The organism is Arthrobacter sp. ok362 (assembly GCF_900102785.1).
Taxonomy (GTDB): domain Bacteria; phylum Actinomycetota; class Actinomycetes; order Actinomycetales; family Micrococcaceae; genus Arthrobacter.
On record NZ_FNGC01000006.1, the window covers coordinates 57,858 to 79,055 of the forward strand.

Below are 21,198 nucleotides of genomic sequence, written 5' to 3' on the forward strand. Positions count from 1 at the left end.
GCTTAACTATGCCCGGTGCGCAGCTGTTCCTGCATATTCTGCGGCATTAGCGGCGGCTTCGCACGGGTTCTGCGCGGACTTGTCGCAACACCGCAGTAGATTTAGGTATCCGGGGCCTTCCCGAACACCCGCGCCCGTTTGAATAATGCAGTCCGAATCATGCTTACATCGAACAGCGCGCCCAGTCCGCCGAGCAGGAGACCCGAAACACCTTGCACCTCAAAAGTCTGACCGTCCGGGGATTCAAGTCGTTCGCCTCCGCGACGACTTTCGAATTCGAACCCGGCGTCACCGCCGTGGTGGGGCCCAACGGCTCGGGCAAGTCGAATGTGGTGGACGCGCTGGCCTGGGTCATGGGCGAGCAGGGAGCCAAAACCCTTCGCGGCGGCAAGATGGAGGACGTGATCTTCGCGGGCACCTCGGGCCGGCCGCCGCTGGGGCGGGCCCATGTCTCGCTGACCATCGACAACAGCGACGGCGCCCTGCCGATCGAATACAGCGAGGTGACGATCTCGCGGACCCTGTTCCGGACCGGCGGCTCGGAGTACGCCATCAACGGCGCCGGCTGCCGGCTGCTGGATATCCAGGAGCTGCTTTCCGACTCGGGCCTCGGCCGGGAGATGCACGTGATTGTGGGCCAGGGCCAGCTGGACAAGGTCCTGCACGCCACCCCCGAGGACCGGCGGGGCTTCATCGAAGAGGCCGCCGGCATCCTTAAACACCGCCGCCGCAAGGAAAAGACTGTCCGCAAACTCGAGGCCATGCAGGCCAACCTGTCCCGGCTCAGCGATCTCACCGGCGAAATCCGGCGGCAATTGACCCCGCTGGGCAAGCAGGCGGAAGTGGCCCGGCGTGCCCAGAGCGTCCAGTTCGAGGTCCGCGACGCCCGCTCACGCCTCCTGGCCGACGACCTCGTCCAGCTGCAGTCCGCGCTGGCGCAGGATGTCGCGGATGAATCGGCGCTCAAGGCTCGCCGCGGCGTCGTTGAACGCGACCTCGAGGCTGGACGGCAGCGCCAGGCAGTCCTTGAACGGCTCGCTGCCGAGGCCACGCCAATCCTGAACGCCGCGCGGGAGAACTGGTATTCGCTCTCCACCGGGCGCGAACGGCTCCGTTCGCTCGGCTCGCTCGCCGAGGAGCGCCGCAGGCTGCTCGGCGCAGCGGACGTGGTTCCGGACACCGGCCGGGATCCGGACCAGCTGGAGCAGCAGGCCGCCCGCGTCCGCGACGAGCAGGCCGGGCTGGAACGGCAGATCCTGGACCGGACGGAGGCCCTGGACGCCGCGACAGCCGGAAAACATGATGCCGAGCAGGCCGCCGCCGCCGAGGACAAGCGGCTCGCCGCCCTGCTGCGGGCCGCCGCGGACCGGCGCGAAGGACTGGCAAAGCTCGCCGGGCAGGTCGGCGCGGCACGGTCCCGCGTCGAGTCGGCCCAGTCCGAACTCGGACGCCTCCGCGAATCGCAAAAGGCGGGTGAGGAACGCCGCCGGCACGCGCACAGCGAGTTCACGGCCCTGGAGACGCAGGTGGCAGGCGTCGAGGACGGCGAGGAATCGCTCGACGCCGATTACGAGGCCGCAAGCGTTGCCCTCGACACGGTCATCGCCGAAATTGACGCACTGAAGGCGGCCGAGCGTGAGGGCGAGCGGGAGCGCGGCGCCCTCGTGGCCCGCCGCGATGCCCTCCAGCTCGGCCTGAACCGCAAAGACGGCTCCGGGCACGTGCTCGGCGCGGCCGCCGGGAACCTGGCCGCCGGGGTCCTGGGCTCCCTGGCATCCATGATCACCGTGGAGGCCGGATTCGAGGCCGCCGTCGCCGCCGCACTCGGCAGCGCGTCCGACGCCGTGGTGGTCCGGGACCAGGAGACGGCCGCCGCCGCCGTGCGGCTGCTGCGCGAGGACGACGCCGGCCGCGCCGCGCTGCTGCTCGCCGACGCCGCGGCCGGAGCTTCGCCGCTGTTGGCCGATGCGCTGTTGGCCCATGAATTGAGCGGCGGGAGCACGCTTCCCGCAGGCGGGCGCTGGGCCGCGGAGCTGGTTTCGGCTGCGGATCCGGATGCCGCCGGCCTACCGCTGGCCGCCCTGCTGGCGGGCGTCGCCGTCGTCGAGGATCTGGATGCCGCGGCGCAGCTGATCGCGGCGCGCCCCGAGCTAACCGCCGTGACCCGGGCCGGGGACGTCTTTACCGCGCTGACCGTGACCGGCGGTTCCGCGTCGGCGCCGTCGCTGCTGGAAGTGCAGGCCGCCGTCGACGACGCCGCCGCGAAGCTGGCCGCCGTCACCGCCGGACTCGAACGCAACCGCTTCGCGCTCTCCACCGCCCGGGCCCGGCGCGCCGAAGCCCAGGACCGGGCGGACGCGGCCCTCGCGAAACTCCACGATTCCGACGCGAAACTGGCGGCAGTCGCCGAACGCCTGGGCCATCTGAACGCGGTGCTGCGCAGCGCCGTGGGGGAAAGTGAGCGCCTGGCCGCCTCCCTGGCCAGGGCCGAGGCCCAGATTGTCAGCGAACAAGACGCCCTGGAAGCGGTGGCGGCACGGCTGGCCGCGGCCACCGAAGCCCCCGAGGAGCAGGAACCCTCCCCGGAGCACCGCGACGCCCTGGCCCTGGCCGCCTCGCTGGCGCGCACGGCCGAAATGGAGGCCAGGCTCGCCCTGCGCAGCGCCGAGGAACAGCTCACGGCCACCCGGAACCGGGCGGCCTCGCTGGAACGGGCCGCCGCCACCGAACGCCGCGCCCGCGAAGAAGCCGCGGAACGGGCCCGCCGCCGCCGGCTCCAGGCCCGGCGCGCCGCCGCCGTCTCCACCGCCGTGCAGCAGATCATCGGGTTCATCGACGTGTCCGTGGAGCTGGCCCGCCGGGAGCGGGACAGCGCCGAGGAACGCAGGGACGCGATGGACCGTGAGCTTGCCGGGGTCCGCAGCGGTAACGACGCCCTGGCCCGTGAACTGGCCGAGCTCACCGACTCCGTGCACCGCGACGAGCTCGCCCGCACGCAGCAGCGGCTGCGGATCGAGGCCCTGGAACTCAAAAGCGTGGAGGAGCTCGGGCTGACCGCCGAGCAACTCGTGGCCGACTACGGTCCGGACCGGCCCGTCCCGGTGCCGGCCGAGGACTCGGCGGACAAATGGGCCGCCCTGCGCGCCCCGGTGGACGAGGACGGCCGCGAGATTCCCGAGGGCAAGCCCTTCGTCCGGGCCGAGCAGGAAAAACGACTCAAACGCGCCGAACGCGACCTCGCGGCCCTCGGCAAAGTCAACCCGCTGGCGCTCGAGGAGTTCGCCGCGCTCGAGGAGCGCCACCAGTTCCTCAGCACCCAGCTCGAAGACCTGAAGTCCAGCCGCAAGGATCTGCTGGACATCATCAAGGAAGTCGATGACCGCGTCCAGAAGGTCTTCGCCGAGGCATTCGATGACACCTCACGGCAGTTTGTCCGCGTCTTCGCCCGGCTGTTCCCCGGCGGCGAAGGCCGGCTCATCCTGACCGACCCCTCCGACATGCTCACCACCGGGATCGAGGTGGAAGCCCGCCCGGCCGGCAAGAAAATCAAGCGGCTCTCGCTGCTCTCCGGCGGCGAGCGTTCCCTGACGGCCGTGGCGCTGCTGGTGGCCATCTTCAAGGCACGGCCCTCGCCCTTCTACGTCATGGACGAGGTCGAGGCCGCGCTCGATGACACCAACCTGGGCCGGCTCATCACCATCTTCGAAGAGCTCCGCGAATCCAGCCAGCTGATTGTCATCACGCACCAGAAGCGCACCATGGAAGTCGCCGACGCCCTCTACGGCGTCACAATGCGCGGCGACGGCGTCTCCACGGTGATCAGCCAGCGGCTGGGCGCGGACGTTTGAGCAGGACAGGGGTCCAGGCAGAACGAATACGCTGGCCACGGCCCATTTGGGGTTTGTGAGAAGCTAGGGGAGTGAACGACATCCTTCCCATCATTCTGCCCATTCTCGCTGTCCTGGTGGTCCTCGGTGTGCTGATCCCGGTGCTCATGAAGACCCGGAAGACCACCCGGAAGTATCTCGGCACACGTGACGAAAACGACCCCGTGCAGGCCCCGGGAGCCGGAACCCTTGTGGAGGACCGTCCCGCGCCGGCGCCAGCACCGGAAAGGACCTCGCCGGACGGCGTCGTGCTCGAAGGACCAATGGTCGAGGTGCCGGACAACGCCGCCGGCCTGGAAACCGTGCCGGTGGAAACGCCGCTGCCGGTGGCAGGCCGCCTCGCCCGGCTGCGCGAGCGGCTGGTCAAGTCCAACAACGTCCTGGGCAAGGGGCTCCTGGCCCTGCTCTCAGCGGACAAGATCGATGAAGACGTCTGGGATGAAGTCGAGGAAACCCTCCTGCTGGCCGATCTCGGCACCGAACCCACGATGCAGCTCGTGGACGCGCTCCGCGAACGCGTCAAGGTGATCGGCACCCGGGACCCGGAGCACGTCAAGGCCCTGCTCCGCGAGGAACTCATCAAGCTCGTGGACCCCACCATGGACCGGAGCCTGAATGTCGAACGCCACGCCGACAAGCCCGCTGTCATGATGGTGGTCGGCGTCAACGGCGTCGGCAAGACCACCACCGTGGGCAAGCTCGCCCGTGTGCTCGTGGCCGAAGACAAAGACGTGCTGCTGGGCGCTGCCGACACCTTCCGCGCCGCCGCCTCCGAGCAGCTGGCCACGTGGGGCCAGCGCGTCGGCGTGCCCACCGTGAAGTCGGACATCGACGGCGCGGACCCGGCCTCCGTGGCCTACGAGGCCGTCAAGGCCGGCATCGATCAGGAAGTCGACGTCGTCATGATCGACACAGCGGGGCGCCTGCAGAACAAGGTGGGCCTCATGGACGAGCTCAGCAAGGTTAAGCGGGTCATCGAAAAGCTTGCGGAGGTGGACGAGGTGCTGCTGGTCCTGGACGCCACCACCGGCCAGAACGGGCTCAACCAGGCCCGGGTGTTCTCCGAGGTCGTGAACATCACCGGGATCGTCCTGACCAAGCTGGACGGCACCGCCAAGGGCGGGATCGTCGTCGCCATCCAGAAGTCCCTCGGCGTCCCGGTCAAGCTGATCGGCCTGGGCGAAGGCGCCGATGACCTCGCGCCGTTCGAGGCCGAAGGCTTCGTGGATGCGCTGCTGAACTAGCACGCACGCAAGCAGCACGCACAGCACCAAAAAGTGCCCCGGTCCTCGCGGACCGGGGCACTTTGTGTTGCGGCTGGTACGTCAGGTGGCTAGTACTTGAAGTTCAGGACCGTCACTGTTCCGGCGGTCAGCTTGAACTGCTGGGTCTGGGACTTGTACGCGAACCCGGGCACTGTGGCGCGCTTGGCGAGGGGCTTGGGCTCAGTCTTGGCGCCATCGATGACAGTCTGGTCCTCGGCCGAGTAACTGGGGCCGCTGAGCTGGGTCATCGTCCCGGTTACCGGCTTTCCCGGCAGGTTCAGTGTGACGAAAGTCTGCGCGGCCTTTTCGGGGTCGTTTTCATTGACGATCACCACGCTGGTGCTGCCGTCCGCGTTCTGCAGCGCGTAGCTGAACGCCAAGCCGCCGCCGGAGCTGTTCAGTTTCATGAACTTTCCGGCCTCGAGCCCGGCAACCATGGAGAGGCCGAAGAAGTTGGCCCGGCCGGACATCTTGCCGTTTCCGTACGGGTAGGCGCCGGCGCTGCAGACGGCGGACAGGGGCGGCCCGCCCTTGCACGTCAGCAGCGAGCTGTGGAGGCTGACCCGGGTGATGCCCAGCTGGGCGGCGGTGAGGGCATAGTCTGCCGCCCACAGCGCGGAGGCGTGGGTACGGGAGGTCTCGTTGGAACCGGGGCACGCCGAGACCCCGGTTTCCGGAATCCAGGTCTCCAGGCCCGCGGCACGGCCCACCGCGAGGGCCGCGTTCTGGTACTCGGCGGCACGGTCGTGCATCGTTCGGCTCACCAGGTTTGCCATCGTGGGCGAGTCCTGGGGGACCTTGCCGTCACAGTCGGAGAGCGGGTAGTGGTGGAACGTCAGGATCTTCTTCTGCGGGATGTCTGCATCGACGAAGGGCTGCCACCACTTCGAGTCAAAGGTGCCCGGTCCGGAGATGGGCACATTGGGCGCCACGGCGTAGATCGCGTTGGCGTAGTCCTTCAGTTCCCGGATGTACTGCTCAAGGCTGTAGCCGCTGCCGGTTTTGACATCGTTGAAGACGAAGCCGTTGGGCTCGTTGCCCACGGTGACGCTGAGCAGCCGGTCACCGAGGATCTGCGACGCATTCTTGACCATATCCGCGGCCCGGGCCGGGTTGTAGTGGCCCAGGTCCACCGTAAGGGTGACCTTGGCATCACCGGCCTCCAGGAGAGTCTTCAGCCGGGTCAGGTCTGCCGGTCCCACGGCCTTGACCGGGTGGGTCTCGTCGCCCTTGTAATCGGCGGGGACGGCCTCGCCTGTGGACGTCCAGAAGAAGCGCCGGTCGACGGCGTTGCCGCCGAAGCGCAGGACCGGCTGGTCGAGCTCCTTGAGAAGCTTCACCAGCGACGCATTGTCGCTGCTGAGGTCGGGATCGGCCAGGTCCGTGGCCTCCAGCGAGATTCCCATTGTGCCCTTGTTCAGCGATGTGCCAACGAGGTCGCTGGAGACATCGACCTTGAGGGGCTCAACCTTTTCCAGCGGCGACCCGGCCGGCGGACCCGGCTGTTTGTAATAGGTGACGGGCGGTCCGACCTCGGCCGGGGCGAGCGCCGGTGCCGACTGCGCGGGAGAAGAAGCAGCCGGCGGGGCCGGCGTCGGACTTCCGAGTGAGAGCGGAATCAGCACTGCCGCGGCGACGACGGCGGTGATTCCGGCACCGGCGACGATCCGCGAACGCTTCCTTTTCTCCGCGCTTTTTCCCGCGCTGGCGGGTTTGGCGGAGTCTGGGCTATCGGCTTTCCCGGGGGAAGAGTCGAATCTGGCCATGGGGGATAACCTCCGGAAGTTTGTGACACGTGCCCCCAGCTTAGCCAAGGGAGGCGGCCGCCGCTGACCGGAAGGTCCGGAACAGGGTCCTCGACAAGGATCTGAACGAGGCCGCGGACGCGGTTCTGGACAGGACTGCTCGCACGGCGGGCCGGCGGCGGCAACACCGCAGGTCAGGCGCCCACCGCGGCGGGTCGGCGGAACGTTTCGCGGGCCGGCACCCACACGGCGGCGGCGGCCAGCAGCATGCCGCCCGTGACTCCGAAGGCCCAGCCGTAGCCGAGGCGGTCCGCCAGCAGCCCGGCCACCACGGGCCCGACGATCGCGCCGCTGTCCGAGGCCATCTGGAAGACGGCCAGGACGCGGCCGCCGGAGCGCTCGTTGCCGATCACGTCGGCGATGGCGGCCTGCTGGGCCGGTCCGAGCAGGCCGGAGCCGATCCCGGCGCAAGCGGAGGCGAGCAGAAACCAGGGCAGCTGGTGTGTGAACCCGATGGCCGCCGTGGCAGTGCCGGTGACCAGCAGCCCGGACAGCAGGAGCGGCTTGCGGCCAAGGCTGTCGGCGAGCCGGCCGGAGAACGTCAGAGCCGCCGCGTTGCCGCCCGCGAACACCGCCAGGGCCCAGCCGGCCGATTCCGGCCCCGCGCCGAGCGCCACCACGGCGAAGAGCGGCACTGTGGCCATCCGCACGCCGAAGGTGGCCCAGCCGTTGGCAAAACTCGAAAACAGGCCGGCCCGGTAGGCGCTGTCCCGCAGCGCGTCTTTCAGTTCCATCGCCGGGGCTGTGGCGCCGGGCTGCCGCGAGGCGGCCGGGACATGGCTGAGCTGGGTCTGCACCACGAGGGCGGCCAGCACCAGGGCAGCCGCGTAGGCAAGGAACGGCACCCGCAGACCGAAGTTGGCGAGCAGTCCGCCCACGATCGGGCCGCAGACGTTGCCGATCAGGAAGGCGGAGGCATAGGCCCCCGAGACCCGGCCGCGGCTTTCCGGCGGCGCGAGCCGGACCACGAGCGCCATGGACGCCACAGTGAACATCACCGAACCCGCCCCGCCCAGGCCACGGAAGACCAGCAACTGCCAGTAGTTCTGGGCGAAAGCGCAGGCCGCCGTCGACGCGGCCACGATCAGCAGCCCGGCCACGTAGACGGGCCGTTCGCCCAGCTTCACGATCAGGGCCCCGCCGGCCGGGGCGAAGACGAGGCGCATGAAGGCGAAGATGCTCACGATGATGGCCGCCTCCGTGGCGCCGACGCCGAACGTGGTGGCGAACTGGGGGAGGACGGGCGCCACGAGGCCAAAACCGATCGCGATCAGGAAGGCCGCAACCAGCATCACTTTGATGTCCCGGGGCAGCCGGGAACGCCCCGGCGCCGGGGAGGGCGCCTGGGCTGCGGCGTCGCCGACGGGGCGGGAGGTGTTGCTCATAATGCGTTCGTCCTTGGGCAGATGCGGGGCCCGCTGGCGGCGGGTCCTTCAAGCGCGGAATTAAACCGGTGAAACATAACCGTAACAAGTGTGAGATGCACCATTTACGTCCGGGAGGTTCTTGTAACAACCCGGCAATGTAAATCCTCCGCCAGCGAAACACAGCCCCGCGAAACTCGATGTAGAACGCAAATAATGCGTTGGGACCGGCGGACTACCCCGCACCTATTGCAAGAGAGGACGTAGACCATGGAACTCACCGCAGGTCTCGTTTGGCTCCTGGTCGCCGCGGCACTCGTGCTGTTCATGACCCCGGGCCTGGCATTCTTCTACGGCGGCATGACTCGCGCCAAGTCGGCTTTGAACATGATGATGATGAGCTTCGTCGCCATTGGAACCGTGAGCATCATGTGGGTCCTGTGGGGCGCCTCGATGGCGACGAGCAACGAAGACAACTTCTTCCAGATCTTCGCCAACCCGTTCAGCCACTTCGGCCTGCACGGCTTCACCGAACCGGCGGATCTGCTCAAGGTCGGCTACGCGGCCACCTTCGCCATCATCACGGTGGCCCTGATCTCCGGCGCGGTCGCCGACCGTGCCAAGTTCTCCGCCTGGGTGGTCTTCACCCCCATCTGGGCCACCCTCGTCTACGCGCCGATGGCCTTCATGGTCTGGGGCGGCGGACTCTTCTCCGCCAGCGGCTGGTTCGGCCAGACGTTCGCGCCGGTCATCGACTTCGCCGGCGGCACCGTGGTCCACATCAACGCCGGCGTCGCGGGCCTGATCCTGGTCCTGATCATCGGTAACCGCAAGGGCTTCGGCAAAGACCCGAACCACCGCCCGCACAACATTCCGTTCGTCATGCTCGGCGCCGCAATCCTGTGGTTCGGCTGGTTCGGCTTCAACGCCGGTGCCGCCGCCACTGTGGAGCAGGCCGGCCTGATCTGGATCAACACCCTGGCCGCCCCGGCCGCCGCCATGCTCGGCTGGCTCGCCGTGGAACGCTTCCGCGACGGTCACCCGACCTCACTCGGTGCCGCCTCCGGCGTGGTCGCCGGCCTGGTCGCCATCACCCCGGCCTGTGCCAACGTCTCCCCGCTGGGTGCGATCGCCCTTGGCGTCGTTGCCGGTGTGGCCTCCGCGCTCGCCGTCGGCCTGAAGTTCAAGTTCGGCTACGACGACTCGCTCGACGTCGTCGGCGTCCACCTCGTCTCCGGCGTGATCGGCACCGTGGCAATCGGCTTCCTGGCCACCCCGACCCAGGGCGCCGCGGGCCTGTTCTACGGCGGCGGCACCACGCAGCTGGTCGCCCAAAGCCTCGCGGCAATGATGGCCATCGTCTTCACCGCCGTGATGACGTTCATCATCGCCTTCCCGATCCACAAGCTCATGGGCTTCCGGGTCTCCCAGGAACAGGAAGTCGTCGGCGTGGACCTGAGCCTGCACGCCGAGACCGCATACGAGTTCGGCGTCGGCGGGCACGGCGGCAGCTTCCAGCCGCTGCACGAACTGATCACCGGCAGGCCGCAGGAGGAGAACTCAGTTTCCGCCGCTGAGGTGGACCCTTCGTCCAACGGCAAGCAGAACGCAACGGGTAAGGAAAGTGTGGGGGCATGAAACTGATCACAGCAATCGTCCGACCGGAAAAGCTTGAGGCTATTCGCGAAGGCCTGGAAGCCTACGGTGTGCAGGGCCTCACGGTCAGCGCAGCCAGCGGCTACGGCCGGCAGCGCGGCTACACCGAGGTGTACCGCGGGGCCGAGTACAACGTGGATCTCCTCCCAAAGATCCGGGTAGAAGTCCTGGCCACCGACGAACAGGCGGATGACATCCTGGATGTCATCATCGCCAGTTCGAACACTGGCCGGGCCGGGGACGGCAAGGTCTGGACGATGGATGTGTTCGAGGCTGTCAGGGTCCGCACCGGAGAGCGCGGTTCGGCAGCGATCTAGCTGCTCCCGCTCCGCCCCGGAAAGCGCGGCTGACACAGCAACGCGGCGCTGACACAGCGGGCCGGATGCCCCAAAAGGCATCCGGCCCGCTGTGTCGTTGGTGCTGGGCCGGTGCTACGCCGGCCAGCCCTCCGGCCCCGGGGTGCCGGCCGGATATTCCTCCAGCGGGACATGTCCGGCGGTCCAGGACTTCAGCACCGGCGCCAGGATGCGCCAGCATTCCTCGGCGGTGTCTGCCCGCACCGAGAGCAGCGGATCGCCGGCCAGGACGCCCTCCAGCACTTCACCGTAGGGGAGGAGCTCGGAGTCGCTCAGCTCGGCGTGCAACGTGGTCCGGTCCAGGCTCAGGACATCGCCCGGGCCGTTCACGTCGACGTCGAACTGCAGCGTGTCCGGGCCGAAACCGATCCGCAGCTGGTTGGGGGCGTCCACGCCGGTGAACCCCTTCGGCAGGTGCGGCACCGGCCGGAAGGTCACCACGGCCTCCTTGCGTTTTGTGCCCACCGCCTTGCCCGAGCGCAGGATGAACGGCACGCCCTGCCAGCGCCAGTTGTCGATCTCCACCTGCACCTCGGCGAGGGTCTCGGTGCCCCTGGCCGCGTCCACGCCGTCCTCCCGGGCATAGTCCGGAACTTTCCGGCTGTTGATTGAACCGGCGGTGTACCGTGCCCGGCGGGTGTTTTGGCGGTACGGGGCCTTGATGCTGCTGGCCCGCAGCACGGTGGCCACAGCATCGCGGAGGTCGCGTTCGTCCACGGATGCCGGCGGCTCGATTGCCATCAGGGCCATGATCTGAAGCAGATGGCTCTGAATCATGTCGCGGAGGGCGCCGGCGCCGTCGTAGTAGCGGGCGCGGCCTTCCAGGGCGAGGTCCTCGTCGAAAATGATCTCGATCTTTTCGATATTTTGCCGGTTCCACACCGGCTCCAGGAACGTGTTCGCGAAGCGCAGGCCAAGGATGTTCAGGACGGTTGCCTTGCCGAGGAAGTGGTCCACCCGGTGGATGTGGTCCTCCGGCACCAGCGCGGCCAGTGTCTTGTTCAGGTGCTGTGCGGACTGCTCGTCCGAGCCGAACGGCTTCTCCATGACCAGCCGGGTGCCGGCGGGCAAGTCCTCCGGGGCCAGCGCCTCGCACGCGAGCTGGCTGACCCGCGGGGGCAGGGCGAAGTAGACGGCCACGGGGCCCTCCAGCTGCGCGAGCAGCCCGGCGAGCTGGCCCTGCGCTGTGACATCGAGCTGGTGGTAGGTGCTCTCCTGGCGGATCCGGTTGAGCTCCCGCTTGCCGTGGCCATCGGCCTGGGAGTTCTCGTCCGCGAAAGACTCCTCGACCCGGCCCAGCCACTGCTCCGGGGTCCAGGGGTCCGATCCCGCTCCGGCCAGGGTGAGGCCGTCGGCGCGGCCCCGGGCCACCAGGCGGGCGAGCCCTGGCAACAGGAGCCGGCCGGTAAGATCGCCGGAGGCGCCAAGGATGAGCAGGGTTTTTACAGTTGTTTGGCTGGTCACCTAAGCCAGCATGCCATCTTGAAGGCGCATCTTGGTACCCTAGATAGTCGAGTCCTGTCGTCGAGGCGGTTCGTTCAGGCGAACACCAGTCGCGACGCTGGCGTGCCGCACCGGCCGCCACCTGTAGATCCACTGAAAGAAGTGCACGGCGCGTGTTCAATTCACTCTCTGACCGGTTGACAGCAACCTTCAAGAATCTGCGTGGCAAAGGCCGCCTGACCGAGGCGGACGTTGACGCCACAGTCCGCGAGATCCGGCGTGCCCTCCTGGACGCCGATGTCGCCGTGCCCGTGGTCCGGGAGTTCACAGGCCGCGTGCGCGAGCGTGCCCTCGGCGCCGAAGTCTCCGGCGCGCTGAACCCGAGCCAGCAGATCGTGAAGATCGTCAACGAGGAACTTGTTGAGATCCTTGGCGGCGAGACCCGCCGGATCCGCCTCGCCAAGTCCGGGCCCACCATCATCATGCTGGCCGGTCTGCAGGGCGCCGGCAAGACCACCCTGGCCGGCAAGCTGTCCAAGTGGCTCAAGTCCCAGGGCCACAGCCCCATGCTGGTGGCCTGTGACCTCCAGCGCCCCAACGCCGTCACCCAGCTGCAGGTGGTTGGCCAGCGCGCCGGCGTACCCGTGTTCGCCCCGCACCCGGGCGCCACGTCCACCGAGCTGGACCACCCTGCCGGCGACCCTGTCGCCGTCGCCCGTGCCGGCGTCGAGGAAGCCAAGCGCACCCTCCACGACGTCGTGATCGTGGACACCGCCGGCCGTCTTGGCATCGATGCCGAGATGATGGAGCAGGCGCGCCAGATCCGCCGGGCGATCGTCCCGAACGAAGTCCTGTACGTGATCGACTCCATGATCGGCCAGGACGCCGTGAACACGGCCATGGCCTTCGACGAGGGCGTCAACTTCACCGGCATCGTGCTCTCCAAGCTCGACGGCGACGCCCGCGGCGGTGCCGCGCTCTCCGTCACATCGGTGACCGGCAAGCCCGTCATGTTCGCATCCACCGGCGAAGGCCTGGACGACTTCGAGCTCTTCCACCCGGACCGCATGGCCTCGCGCATCCTCGACATGGGTGACGTCCTCACCCTGATCGAGCAGGCCGAGAAGTCCTGGGACAAGGATGAAGCCGCCCGGATGGCGAAGAAGTTCGCCGACCAGGAAGACTTCACCCTGGATGACTTCCTCGCCCAGATGCAGCAGATCCGCAACATGGGCTCCATGAAGAAAATGCTCATGATGATGCCCGGCGCGCAGAACATCCGCCAGCAGCTGGAGCAGTTCGACGAGCGCGAGATCGACCGCGTCGAGGCCATTGTCCGGTCGATGACCCCGCACGAGCGCGTGGCTCCGAAGATCATCAACGGCTCCCGCCGGGCCCGCATTGCCCGCGGCTCGGGCGTGCACGTCTCCGAGGTCAACGGACTGCTGGAACGCTTTGCCCAGGCCCAGAAGATGATGAAGAAGATGGCCGCCGGCGGCGGGATGCCCGGCATGCCGGGAATGCCCGGCATGGGCGGCGGGGGCGGTGCTCGAAAGGGAGCCAAGTCCGCGCCCAAGAAGAAGGCCCGCTCCGGCAACCCGGCCAAGGCTGCGCAGGAACTGCGCGACGCCGAGGCCCGGCGTGCCGCCGGCGCCAAGGCCCTGCCCACCGGAGCGTCGTTCGGCCAGCAGGGCGGCGACTTCGATCCGTCCCAGCTGAACCTGCCCAAGGGCTTCGACAAGTTCCTTGGCGGCAGCAAGTAGCCGCAGCTGCTGATGCCGCCGGGACTGTGTCGCCGGCGGCAGCAGCACTGAAGTGCCATAGGGTTAGACAATGTTCAAGCAGCGCGTAGTCTTCGTCCACGGGGATGGCAGTTTTGGTGCCGCCGCGTGGCCAAAGCAGCACGGAATGGCGCTGGACTACGACGCCCTGTTCCTGCGGCGGCACGGGTTTGACGCCGTCGCGGAACCGCTCGAATCCAACTTCGCCGCCGACGCCGCAATCGTGCTCGCGTCGCTGGCAGACGACGGCCGCGGCGAGGCCGGCGGTCATGTGGTGGCCCATTCGCAGGGCGCGATCGCCGCGATGATGGCCGCCGTCGAGCGGCCCGACCTCGTCCAGTCGCTGACCCTGGTGGAACCGGCCTGCCTGTCCTTGACCGCGGAGCTCCCGGCCACCGCCGCGCACCGGGCCCTCATGCAGCCGCTCTTCGACGTCCGGCACAACCTCAGCGACGACGACTTCCAGCGGGAGTTCATCCGCCGCGCGTTCGCGGCGGACGCCCCGGGGGCCACGACGCCGGAGGCCCTCCGGGCAGCGCGCCGGCTCCGCCTGCAGGCGCCGCCGTGGGAAGCCCCGCTGCAGATCGTGCCGGGCGTGCCGACGCTGGTCCTGACCGGCGGCTGGGAACCGCTGTATGAGGAAATCGCCGGCTACCTGCGCGAGACCGGCGCCTTGCACCGCACGGCGCCGGGAGGCCACCGGCCGCAGGATTCAACTGACGGGAACCGGGCCATCCGCTCGTACATCGCCGAGGTCAGCCGGCGCCAGCACGCCCGGGCGTCCTAGGAGGCTGCGGGGGCTCCCACGGCAGGCTCCGGCAAGTAGACCTTGCCGCCCGAGGCAAGGAACTCATTGCTCTTCGCCTGCATTCCGGCCGCCATCTGCGCCAGGGCCGCCTGCGAATCGGCTGATCCGTATTCGTCCCGGATGTCCTGGCTGATCCGCATGGAGCAGAACTTCGGACCGCACATCGAGCAGAAGTGGGCCGTCTTGGCAGGCTCCGCGGGAAGCGTCTCATCGTGGAAGGCTTCGGCTGTCACCGGGTCCAGGGACAGCGCGAACTGGTCCCGCCAGCGGAACTCAAACCTCGCCTTGGACAGGGCATCGTCGCGTTCGTGGGCGCCGGGGTGGCCCTTGGCGAGGTCGGCGGCGTGGGCCGCGATCTTGTAGGTGATCACGCCCGTCTTCACGTCGTCCTTGTTCGGCAGCCCGAGGTGTTCCTTGGGCGTGACGTAGCAGAGCATGGCGGTGCCGTAGCGGGCAATCTCCGTGGCGCCGATCGCCGAGGTGATGTGGTCATACCCCGGTGCGATGTCGGTGACCAGCGGCCCGAGCGTATAGAACGGGGCGCCCTTGCAGAGTTCCTGTTGGCGCTCCACGTTTTCCCGGACGAGGTGGAAGGGCACATGCCCGGGGCCCTCCACCATGACCTGCACGTCGAACTCCCAGGCCCGCTGCGTGAGCTCGGCCAGCGTGTCCAGTTCGGCGAACTGCGCCGCGTCGTTGGCATCCGCCGTTGCGCCGGGGCGCAGCCCGTCACCCAGGGAGAACGCGACGTCGTACTTCGCGAAGATCTCGCACAGCTCGTCGAAGTGGGTGTAGAGGAAGTTCTCCTGGTGGTGCGCCAGGCACCAGCCGGCCATGATGGAACCGCCGCGGGACACGATGCCGGTGACCCGGTTGGCTGTCAGGGGCACATAGCGCAGCAGCACCCCGGCGTGGATGGTCATGTAGTCCACGCCCTGCTCGCACTGCTCGATCACGGTGTCCCGGAAGATTTCCCAGGTCAGGGCGTTGGCCTCGCCGTTGACCTTCTCCAGCGCCTGGTAGATCGGGACCGTGCCGATGGGGACGGGGGAGTTGCGGATGATCCACTCGCGCGTCGTGTGGATGTCGTCCCCGGTGGAGAGGTCCATGACCGTGTCCGCGCCCCATTGCGTGGCCCACTGGAGTTTGTCGACCTCCTCGGCGATGGAGCTGGTCACGGCGGAATTTCCGATATTGGCGTTGATTTTCACCAGGAACGCCTTGCCGATGATCATCGGCTCGGATTCGGGGTGGTTGACGTTGTTGGGAATGATCGCCCGGCCCGCGGCCAGCTCGCCGCGCACCAGCTCCACGTCGCAGTTCTCGCGCAGCGCGACGAACCGCATTTCCTGGGTGATGACACCGTCCCGGGCGTAGCGCATCTGCGTGACGGTCCTGCCCTCGACCGCGCGGCGCGGCACCGGGCGTCCGCCCCGCCACTCGGCCGACGCCGCACCCCGGCGCACCGCCGACTTGCCGTCGTCGAGCAGCTCCCTTTCCCGGCCCGCGTAGGTTTCGGTGTCCGCCCTGGCCTCAATCCAGGGTGCCCGGAACGGCTCCAGCCCGCGGACCGGATCGCTGCCCGGGCCGGCCGTGCGGTAGACCCGGAAAGGAGGGTTCGCGACGCCGCCCGGTGAGGGTTCCAGGGCAATCTCGGTCACCGGGACGCGGAGGCCATGGTCCGGGTCCGTGGTGAAGGCCAGCGAGTGGGACTTCAGCGACTGCGTGGTGGCTGCTGACTCGTTGGGGACGGACTCGTTTTGGACTGATTCATTGTGGACGAACTGCTTTTGGACAGGGCTGTGCTGTGCCAATTGGGTATTCACGAAAATACTCACTTCCTTCGCCGGCATTACCCGGACAGGTTCAACGGTCGCAGGCTGCGTCAGCCCGATCTCAGCCCCTGCAGGGGGCACCCGTGTGGTCGTACATGAAGCTACCACGCGCCTGTCGACGGCTGTCGAGTATGACGCGGCCGCCGGGCCGCGGTGTTAGCGTGGCATGGTGACTCTGCCCAGGGCCGTGCCCCGCATCAGGACGGCGACGCCGGAAGAGCTCCCGGCGCTGTCAGTTCTCGAGGCCGCGGCAGACCGCGTCCTCGAAGCGGAGCTGGGGAACCAGGCGCTCCCGGCCCCGGAGTTGACGACGCCGGTTGAGCCGCTCTTCATACTTGTCGCCGGAACCCCGCCCGTAGGGTTTGCCCGCGTTGACGAAGTCGGCGGCCACGCCCATCTGGAGCAACTCTCCGTGCAGCCGGACTTTGGCGGGCGGGGGATCGGACGGTCCTTGGTGGAGGCGGCCCTCGATGCGGCCCGGGGCCGTGGCTATTTATCAATGACGCTTTGCACTTTCGCGGACGTTCCGTTCAATGCGCCGTTTTACGCGAGCTGCGGTTTCGAGGAATTCGCCCAGCCCGGGCAGGCGCTGGCTGCCCTGCGGATCCACGAAGCGCAGCTGGGTCTGGATGATCTGGGCCGGCGGATCGTCATGCGGATTAGGCTTTAGGCCATGACCGGCATCATCGAGTTCAGCGGCCCCATCCTCACAGCGGCAGACCAGGAACGCCGCGGGCTCTGGTCGGTGGATGGCCTGCTCACCTTCCGCCGTCCGGCCGCCGCGCCGGACCTCGTGCTCGACGGCTGGGTCATTCCCGGGCTCGTGGACGCGCACTGCCACATCGGCCTGGGCCCTGGCGGGGACGTTTCCGAGGACACCGCGGAATCCCAGGCCCTCGCGGACCGCGACACCGGGACGCTGCTGGTCCGCGGCGCCGGCGCCGTCCACGACACCCGCTGGCTCCAGCAGCGCGCGGACCTTCCCCGGGTCATCCGCTCCGGCCGGCACCTCGCCAGGACCCGGCGCTACCTGCCGGGCCTGGCCGTCGAGGTCGAACCGGAGGATCTCGTCGAGGCCGTGCGCAAGCAGGCCCGCGCAGGCGACGGCTGGGTCAAGCTCGTGGGGGACTGGATCGACCGCGACGCCGGCGACCTCGCCGCCAGCTTTCCCGCCCGGACGGTCAAGGACGCCGTCCAGGCGGCCCACGATGAGGGGGCCCGCGTCACCGCGCACTGCTTCGCCGAAGACACCCTGGATGACATGCTCGACGCCGGGATCGACTGCATCGAGCACGCCACCGGGCTGCTGCCCCGGCACCTGCCCCGCTTCCGTGAGCAGGGCGTCCCGATCGTGCCCACCCTGATCAACATCGCCACGTTCCCGGACATCGCCGCCCGGGCGGAGGCCAAGTTCCCCCGCTACGCCGCCCACATGCGTTCGCTGTGGGAGCGGCGGGCTGAAAGGGTGCTCGAAGCCTACGAGGCCGGGGTGGCGATCTATGCCGGCACCGACGCCGGCAGCGTGATCAGCCACGGCCGGATCGTGGACGAGATTCAGGCCCTGCACGCCGCCGGACTTCCCGCCGCAGCCGCCCTCGACGCCGCAAGCTGGTCCGCGCGGACGTGGCTCGGCGCGGAGTCCATCGGCGAAGGGGCAAGTGCGGATGTCCTTGTCACCGCCGAGGATCCGCGGAGCCAACCGGCCACGCTCCGCCAGCTCAAGCAGATCGTGCTGCGCGGGCTGCCAGTGAACCGGGAACCAGGCCGGCCACTAGGAATAAATTGAAGCTTCAAGTAATTTACTTCTATGTAGAGTCACCGAAAGCCGGTGGCTACAGAATCCACGGAGCGTTTCAATGACCGCAGCAGCCAGCACCCAGGACCTCCTTCCTGCCGAACTCACCATGGGCACTGTGATGCTCAAGGTCGGCGACATGAAGCTCATGACCGACTACTACCAGCGCGCCCTCGGCCTGGAAGCCGTGGCCGAACAGGACGGCGGGCTCTACCTTGGGCGCCAGCAGAAGCCGCTGGTCCACCTGGCACCCGCCCCTGGCCTGGCCCTTCCTTACCGCGGCGAAGCCGGGCTCTTCCACACCGCGCTCCTCTTCGAGGACCAGCACTCCCTGGCGGCCACCATTGCCAGCGCGGCCCAGTACGAGCCCCAGTCCTTCACCGGCAGCGCGGACCATCTCGTCAGTGAGGCCTTCTACTTCAACGACCCCGAAGGCAACGGCATCGAGCTGTACTGGGACCGGCCGCGGGAGGCCTGGTCCTGGGAGGGCAAGAACGTTGTCATGGACAGCCTCGCCCTGCCGCCGCAACGCTACCTGCAGCAGTACCTGACCGAGGAGTCCGTTGCCGGCCAGCGCCAGGCTGCCGCCGGCGTCGGGCACGTCCACCTGCAGGTGGGCGACGTCCAGTCGGCGCATGAGTTCTACGTCGGCACGCTCGGCTTCGAGAAGACCGCGGGCTGGCATGGCCAGGCGCTGTTCGTCTCGGCCGGCGGCTACCACCACCATATGGCCATGAACGTCTGGAACAGCCGCGGCGCGGGCCCTCGGCGCGACACGCTGGGCCTGGGTGAAGTCCTCATTGAAGTGCCGTCCGGTGACGACGTCGCGGCCCTGGCCGACCGGCTCAAGGTCGCCGGCGTCGACTCGCACCACACCGGCGCCGAGCTGCGCTTCGAGGACCCGTGGCGCAACCGGATCCGCGTCGCCGTGCGCTAAGGCACGCTTTTCGCTGGGCATGTCCAGCGTTCCAACCTCCCCGCTGGACATGCCCAACCTTCGCCGGCCGGACTTCGGAACATGTCCAACGCGGGCAGCCGGGAATGGACATAGCTGCCATATGTCCATTGCTCATCGTCAGGGGAGGGCATGTCCACGGGAAGGCCGGGTGGGCAGGGTTCCCCCGGGCTGGCGGAGGACATGCCCACTGTTCGCTGACACTGTTCGCTGACAGGACCGCTGGGCATGTCCACCGGTCACAGCCGGCAATGGACATAGCTGCCAGATGTCCATTGCTCACCGTCAGGGGAGGGCATGTCCACGGGAGGGGCCCGGTGAGGCGAGGTTCCCCCGGGCTGGCGGAGGACATGCCCAACGTTCGCTGACACTGTTCGCTGGCAGGGCCGTTGGGCATGTCCACTGGTTACAGCTGGGAATGGACATAGCTGCCATATGTCCATTGCTCACCGTCAGGAGAGGGCGTGTCCACGGGAGGGGCCCGGTGAGGCGAGGTTCCCCCGGGCTGGCGGAGGACATGCCCAACGTTCGCTGACACTGTTCGCTGGCAGGGCCGTTGGGCATGTCCACCGGTAACAGCTGGGAATGGACATAGCTGCCATATGTCCATTGCTCACCGTCAGGGGAGGGCATGTCCACAGGCGGGGCCGGTCGGGCAGGGTTCCCCCGGGCTGGCGGAGGGCATGTCCAGCGGTCGGGGCGAGGCTGTGCTGAAGCGACTAGGCTGAAGCGACGCCGAAAAACCGCGGCCCAGCGCCGCCAGACATCTAAGGACGAGATCCATGGGATTCACCGAAGTCTTTGTCTTCACCCACGATGAAGCCCTCAAACGTGCTGCTGCCCTCGACGGCGGGGCTCCCGCCGCCCCCGCGGCCGTCCGGATTGCGGATATCACGGACTTCGAAATCGAGCGCTTGGGTGACCTGGCCGGCACTGCCGTCCACGCGGCCGGTGCCGACTACGAGCTGGCCATGGTGGACGTGGCCACCGACTCGCTGCTCGGCGTCCCCGCCGCGATGGTCCGCACGCTGGCGGAACTGCTCAGCTATGAAACCGAAGGGGAGGGCGACGTCCTTGAGGACGTGGCGGCCAACTGGGCCGCCGAGGAGGACATGCCCTTCGGCCCGGACGAGGCGCGGGGCTATGTCCGCCGTATCGCCGAGCTCGCGGCCGCAGTGGACCCCGCCAGCAAGTCGGGGCTCTACGTCTGGACGACCTGACCGGACGACCTGACGGGACGACCCGTCTGGACGACCTGATCGGCGCGGATCGCCGCGTCCAGGTCGCTCGCTGATGCGCCGGGCCCGTGTCAAGTCGAAATCCTGCCGGTGATCTGGCACAATGAACAGGTACTCGATCTGCGTGGCCCCTCTCTCCGCGTCTGGATCTTGTCCTTTAGAACCCCCAAGTACGGCCCGCCCCACGGGTGCAGAACGCCGGGCTCGACCCCGTTTCAGAAACAGGAGTGACCACAAAAGTGGCCGTAAAGATTCGCCTTAAGCGCTTCGGTAAGATGCGCGCACCGTACTACCGCATCGTCGTCATGGACTCACGCTCCAAGCGTGATGGCCGTGCCATCGAAGAGATCGGCAAGTACCACCCGACCGAAGAGCCCTCGTACATCGAGGTCGACACGGACCGTGCCCAGTACTGGCTCGGCGTCGGCGCACAGCCGTCCGAGCAGGTTGCCGCGATCCTGAAGATCACCGGTGACTGGCAGAAGTTCAAGGGTCTCCCGGGCCAGGAGGGAACCTTGAAGACCAAGGCTCCCAAGGCTGCCTTCGTTACCCCGGAAAAGGGTTCCGTGATCATCCCGGAAGCCATCACCAAGAAGGCCAAGAAGGACGAAGCTGCCGAGGCTCCCGCCGACGCCGCTGAAGCAGAGACCACCGAGGCTGAGTAAATTGCTGGCAGAAGCGCTCGAACACCTGGTCCGCGGGATTGTTGACAGCCCTGAGGACGTCAAGGTCAGTGCGAAGAACAACCGCCGCGGGGAAACCCTCGAGGTGCGCGTTCATCAGGACGACCTCGGACGGGTGATCGGCCGGCAGGGCCGGACCGCACGCGCATTGCGCACTGTGGTTGCGGCGCTGGCGGACGGCGAGCCGGTCAGGGTCGACGTCGTCGACACCGACCGCCGCCGGTAACGCTTTCAGCACTACTTGTCTTGAGTCCGGCCCCTTCACCAGATCATGGTGGAGGGGCCGAACTGTTTTCCCGTATTTACGCACCAGACCTACAGAATCAC

16 protein-coding genes and 1 riboswitch are annotated in these 21,198 nt (G+C 68.0%); of the genes, 12 read left to right on the plus strand and 4 right to left on the minus strand.

The annotated features are described in order from the left end of the window. Positions 1–212: 212 nt before the first annotated feature. Positions 213–3,848, plus strand: a complete 3,636-nt coding sequence (gene smc, locus BLQ10_RS09455; RefSeq protein WP_175558550.1) for a chromosome segregation protein SMC — start codon at positions 213–215, stop codon at positions 3,846–3,848. A 71-nt stretch (positions 3,849–3,919) separates the two neighbouring features. Next, a complete protein-coding gene (gene ftsY / locus BLQ10_RS09460; RefSeq protein WP_091561126.1) occupies positions 3,920–5,131 on the plus strand; it encodes a signal recognition particle-docking protein FtsY in 1,212 nt (403 codons plus the stop codon). Between the two features lie 89 nt (positions 5,132–5,220). Here ftsY and BLQ10_RS09465 read toward each other — a convergent pair whose 3' ends face one another. Together BLQ10_RS09465 and BLQ10_RS09470 are read right to left on the minus strand one after the other, a co-directional pair. Continuing rightward, positions 5,221–6,918, minus strand: a complete 1,698-nt coding sequence (locus tag BLQ10_RS09465; RefSeq protein ID WP_254785491.1) for a hypothetical protein — start codon at positions 6,916–6,918, stop codon at positions 5,221–5,223. A 173-nt stretch (positions 6,919–7,091) separates the two neighbouring features. Then, positions 7,092–8,342 (minus strand): MFS transporter, encoded by a 1,251-nt coding sequence (locus tag BLQ10_RS09470; RefSeq protein ID WP_139164209.1) that lies wholly within the window; start codon positions 8,340–8,342, stop codon positions 7,092–7,094. Positions 8,343–8,591: 249 nt separating this feature from the next. Between BLQ10_RS09470 and BLQ10_RS09475 the strand changes: the two genes are divergently transcribed. Together BLQ10_RS09475 and BLQ10_RS09480 are read left to right on the plus strand one after the other, a co-directional pair. Beyond that, a complete protein-coding gene (locus tag BLQ10_RS09475) occupies positions 8,592–9,959 on the plus strand; it encodes an ammonium transporter (RefSeq protein WP_091561129.1) in 1,368 nt (455 codons plus the stop codon). Continuing rightward, a complete protein-coding gene (locus tag BLQ10_RS09480; RefSeq protein ID WP_028276847.1) occupies positions 9,956–10,294 on the plus strand; it encodes a P-II family nitrogen regulator in 339 nt (112 codons plus the stop codon). The genes BLQ10_RS09475 and BLQ10_RS09480 overlap by 4 nt, the downstream gene beginning before the upstream one ends. Positions 10,295–10,408: 114 nt before the next feature. On the opposite strand, the gene BLQ10_RS09485 is transcribed toward BLQ10_RS09480, so the two are convergent. After that, positions 10,409–11,797 (minus strand): glucose-6-phosphate dehydrogenase, encoded by a 1,389-nt coding sequence (locus tag BLQ10_RS09485; RefSeq protein WP_091561131.1) that lies wholly within the window; start codon positions 11,795–11,797, stop codon positions 10,409–10,411. Positions 11,798–11,949: 152 nt separating this feature from the next. On the opposite strand from BLQ10_RS09485, the gene ffh reads away from it, so the two are divergent. Both ffh and BLQ10_RS09495 read left to right on the plus strand, forming a co-directional pair. After that, a complete protein-coding gene (ffh, locus tag BLQ10_RS09490) occupies positions 11,950–13,539 on the plus strand; it encodes a signal recognition particle protein (RefSeq protein ID WP_091561133.1) in 1,590 nt (529 codons plus the stop codon). Positions 13,540–13,609: 70 nt separating this feature from the next. Beyond that, positions 13,610–14,344: an alpha/beta fold hydrolase gene (locus BLQ10_RS09495; RefSeq protein WP_091561136.1), complete on the plus strand. Its 735-nt coding sequence runs from the start codon at positions 13,610–13,612 to the stop codon at positions 14,342–14,344. Here BLQ10_RS09495 and thiC read toward each other — a convergent pair. Beyond that, positions 14,341–16,191, minus strand: a complete 1,851-nt coding sequence (thiC, locus tag BLQ10_RS09500) for a phosphomethylpyrimidine synthase ThiC (protein ID WP_175558551.1) — start codon at positions 16,189–16,191, stop codon at positions 14,341–14,343. The two genes, BLQ10_RS09495 and thiC, sit on opposite strands and share 4 nt — an antisense overlap. Then, positions 16,187–16,295, minus strand: a riboswitch (TPP riboswitch). Its footprint overlaps the gene before it by 5 nt. 74 nt (positions 16,296–16,369) lie before the next feature. Between thiC and BLQ10_RS09505 the strand changes: the two genes are divergently transcribed. The 6 genes from BLQ10_RS09505 to BLQ10_RS09530 all read left to right on the plus strand — a co-directional run bounded on the left by BLQ10_RS09505 (position 16,370) and on the right by BLQ10_RS09530 (position 21,097). Next, on the plus strand, positions 16,370–16,870 hold the full coding sequence (locus BLQ10_RS09505) for a GNAT family N-acetyltransferase (protein WP_254785492.1): 501 nt from the start codon (positions 16,370–16,372) through the stop codon (positions 16,868–16,870). Between the two features lie 3 nt (positions 16,871–16,873). Beyond that, on the plus strand, positions 16,874–17,986 hold the full coding sequence (locus BLQ10_RS09510; RefSeq protein ID WP_091561140.1) for an amidohydrolase family protein: 1,113 nt from the start codon (positions 16,874–16,876) through the stop codon (positions 17,984–17,986). Positions 17,987–18,056: 70 nt separating this feature from the next. Continuing rightward, a complete protein-coding gene (locus tag BLQ10_RS09515) occupies positions 18,057–18,932 on the plus strand; it encodes a VOC family protein (protein ID WP_091561142.1) in 876 nt (291 codons plus the stop codon). A gap of 800 nt (positions 18,933–19,732) precedes the next feature. Continuing rightward, on the plus strand, positions 19,733–20,170 hold the full coding sequence (locus tag BLQ10_RS09520) for a hypothetical protein (protein ID WP_091561145.1): 438 nt from the start codon (positions 19,733–19,735) through the stop codon (positions 20,168–20,170). A gap of 257 nt (positions 20,171–20,427) precedes the next feature. Then, on the plus strand, positions 20,428–20,853 hold the full coding sequence (gene rpsP, locus BLQ10_RS09525; RefSeq protein ID WP_026266438.1) for a 30S ribosomal protein S16: 426 nt from the start codon (positions 20,428–20,430) through the stop codon (positions 20,851–20,853). A 1-nt stretch (position 20,854) separates the two neighbouring features. Then, on the plus strand, positions 20,855–21,097 hold the full coding sequence (locus BLQ10_RS09530; RefSeq protein ID WP_018773450.1) for an RNA-binding protein: 243 nt from the start codon (positions 20,855–20,857) through the stop codon (positions 21,095–21,097). Positions 21,098–21,198 lie beyond the last annotated feature (101 nt).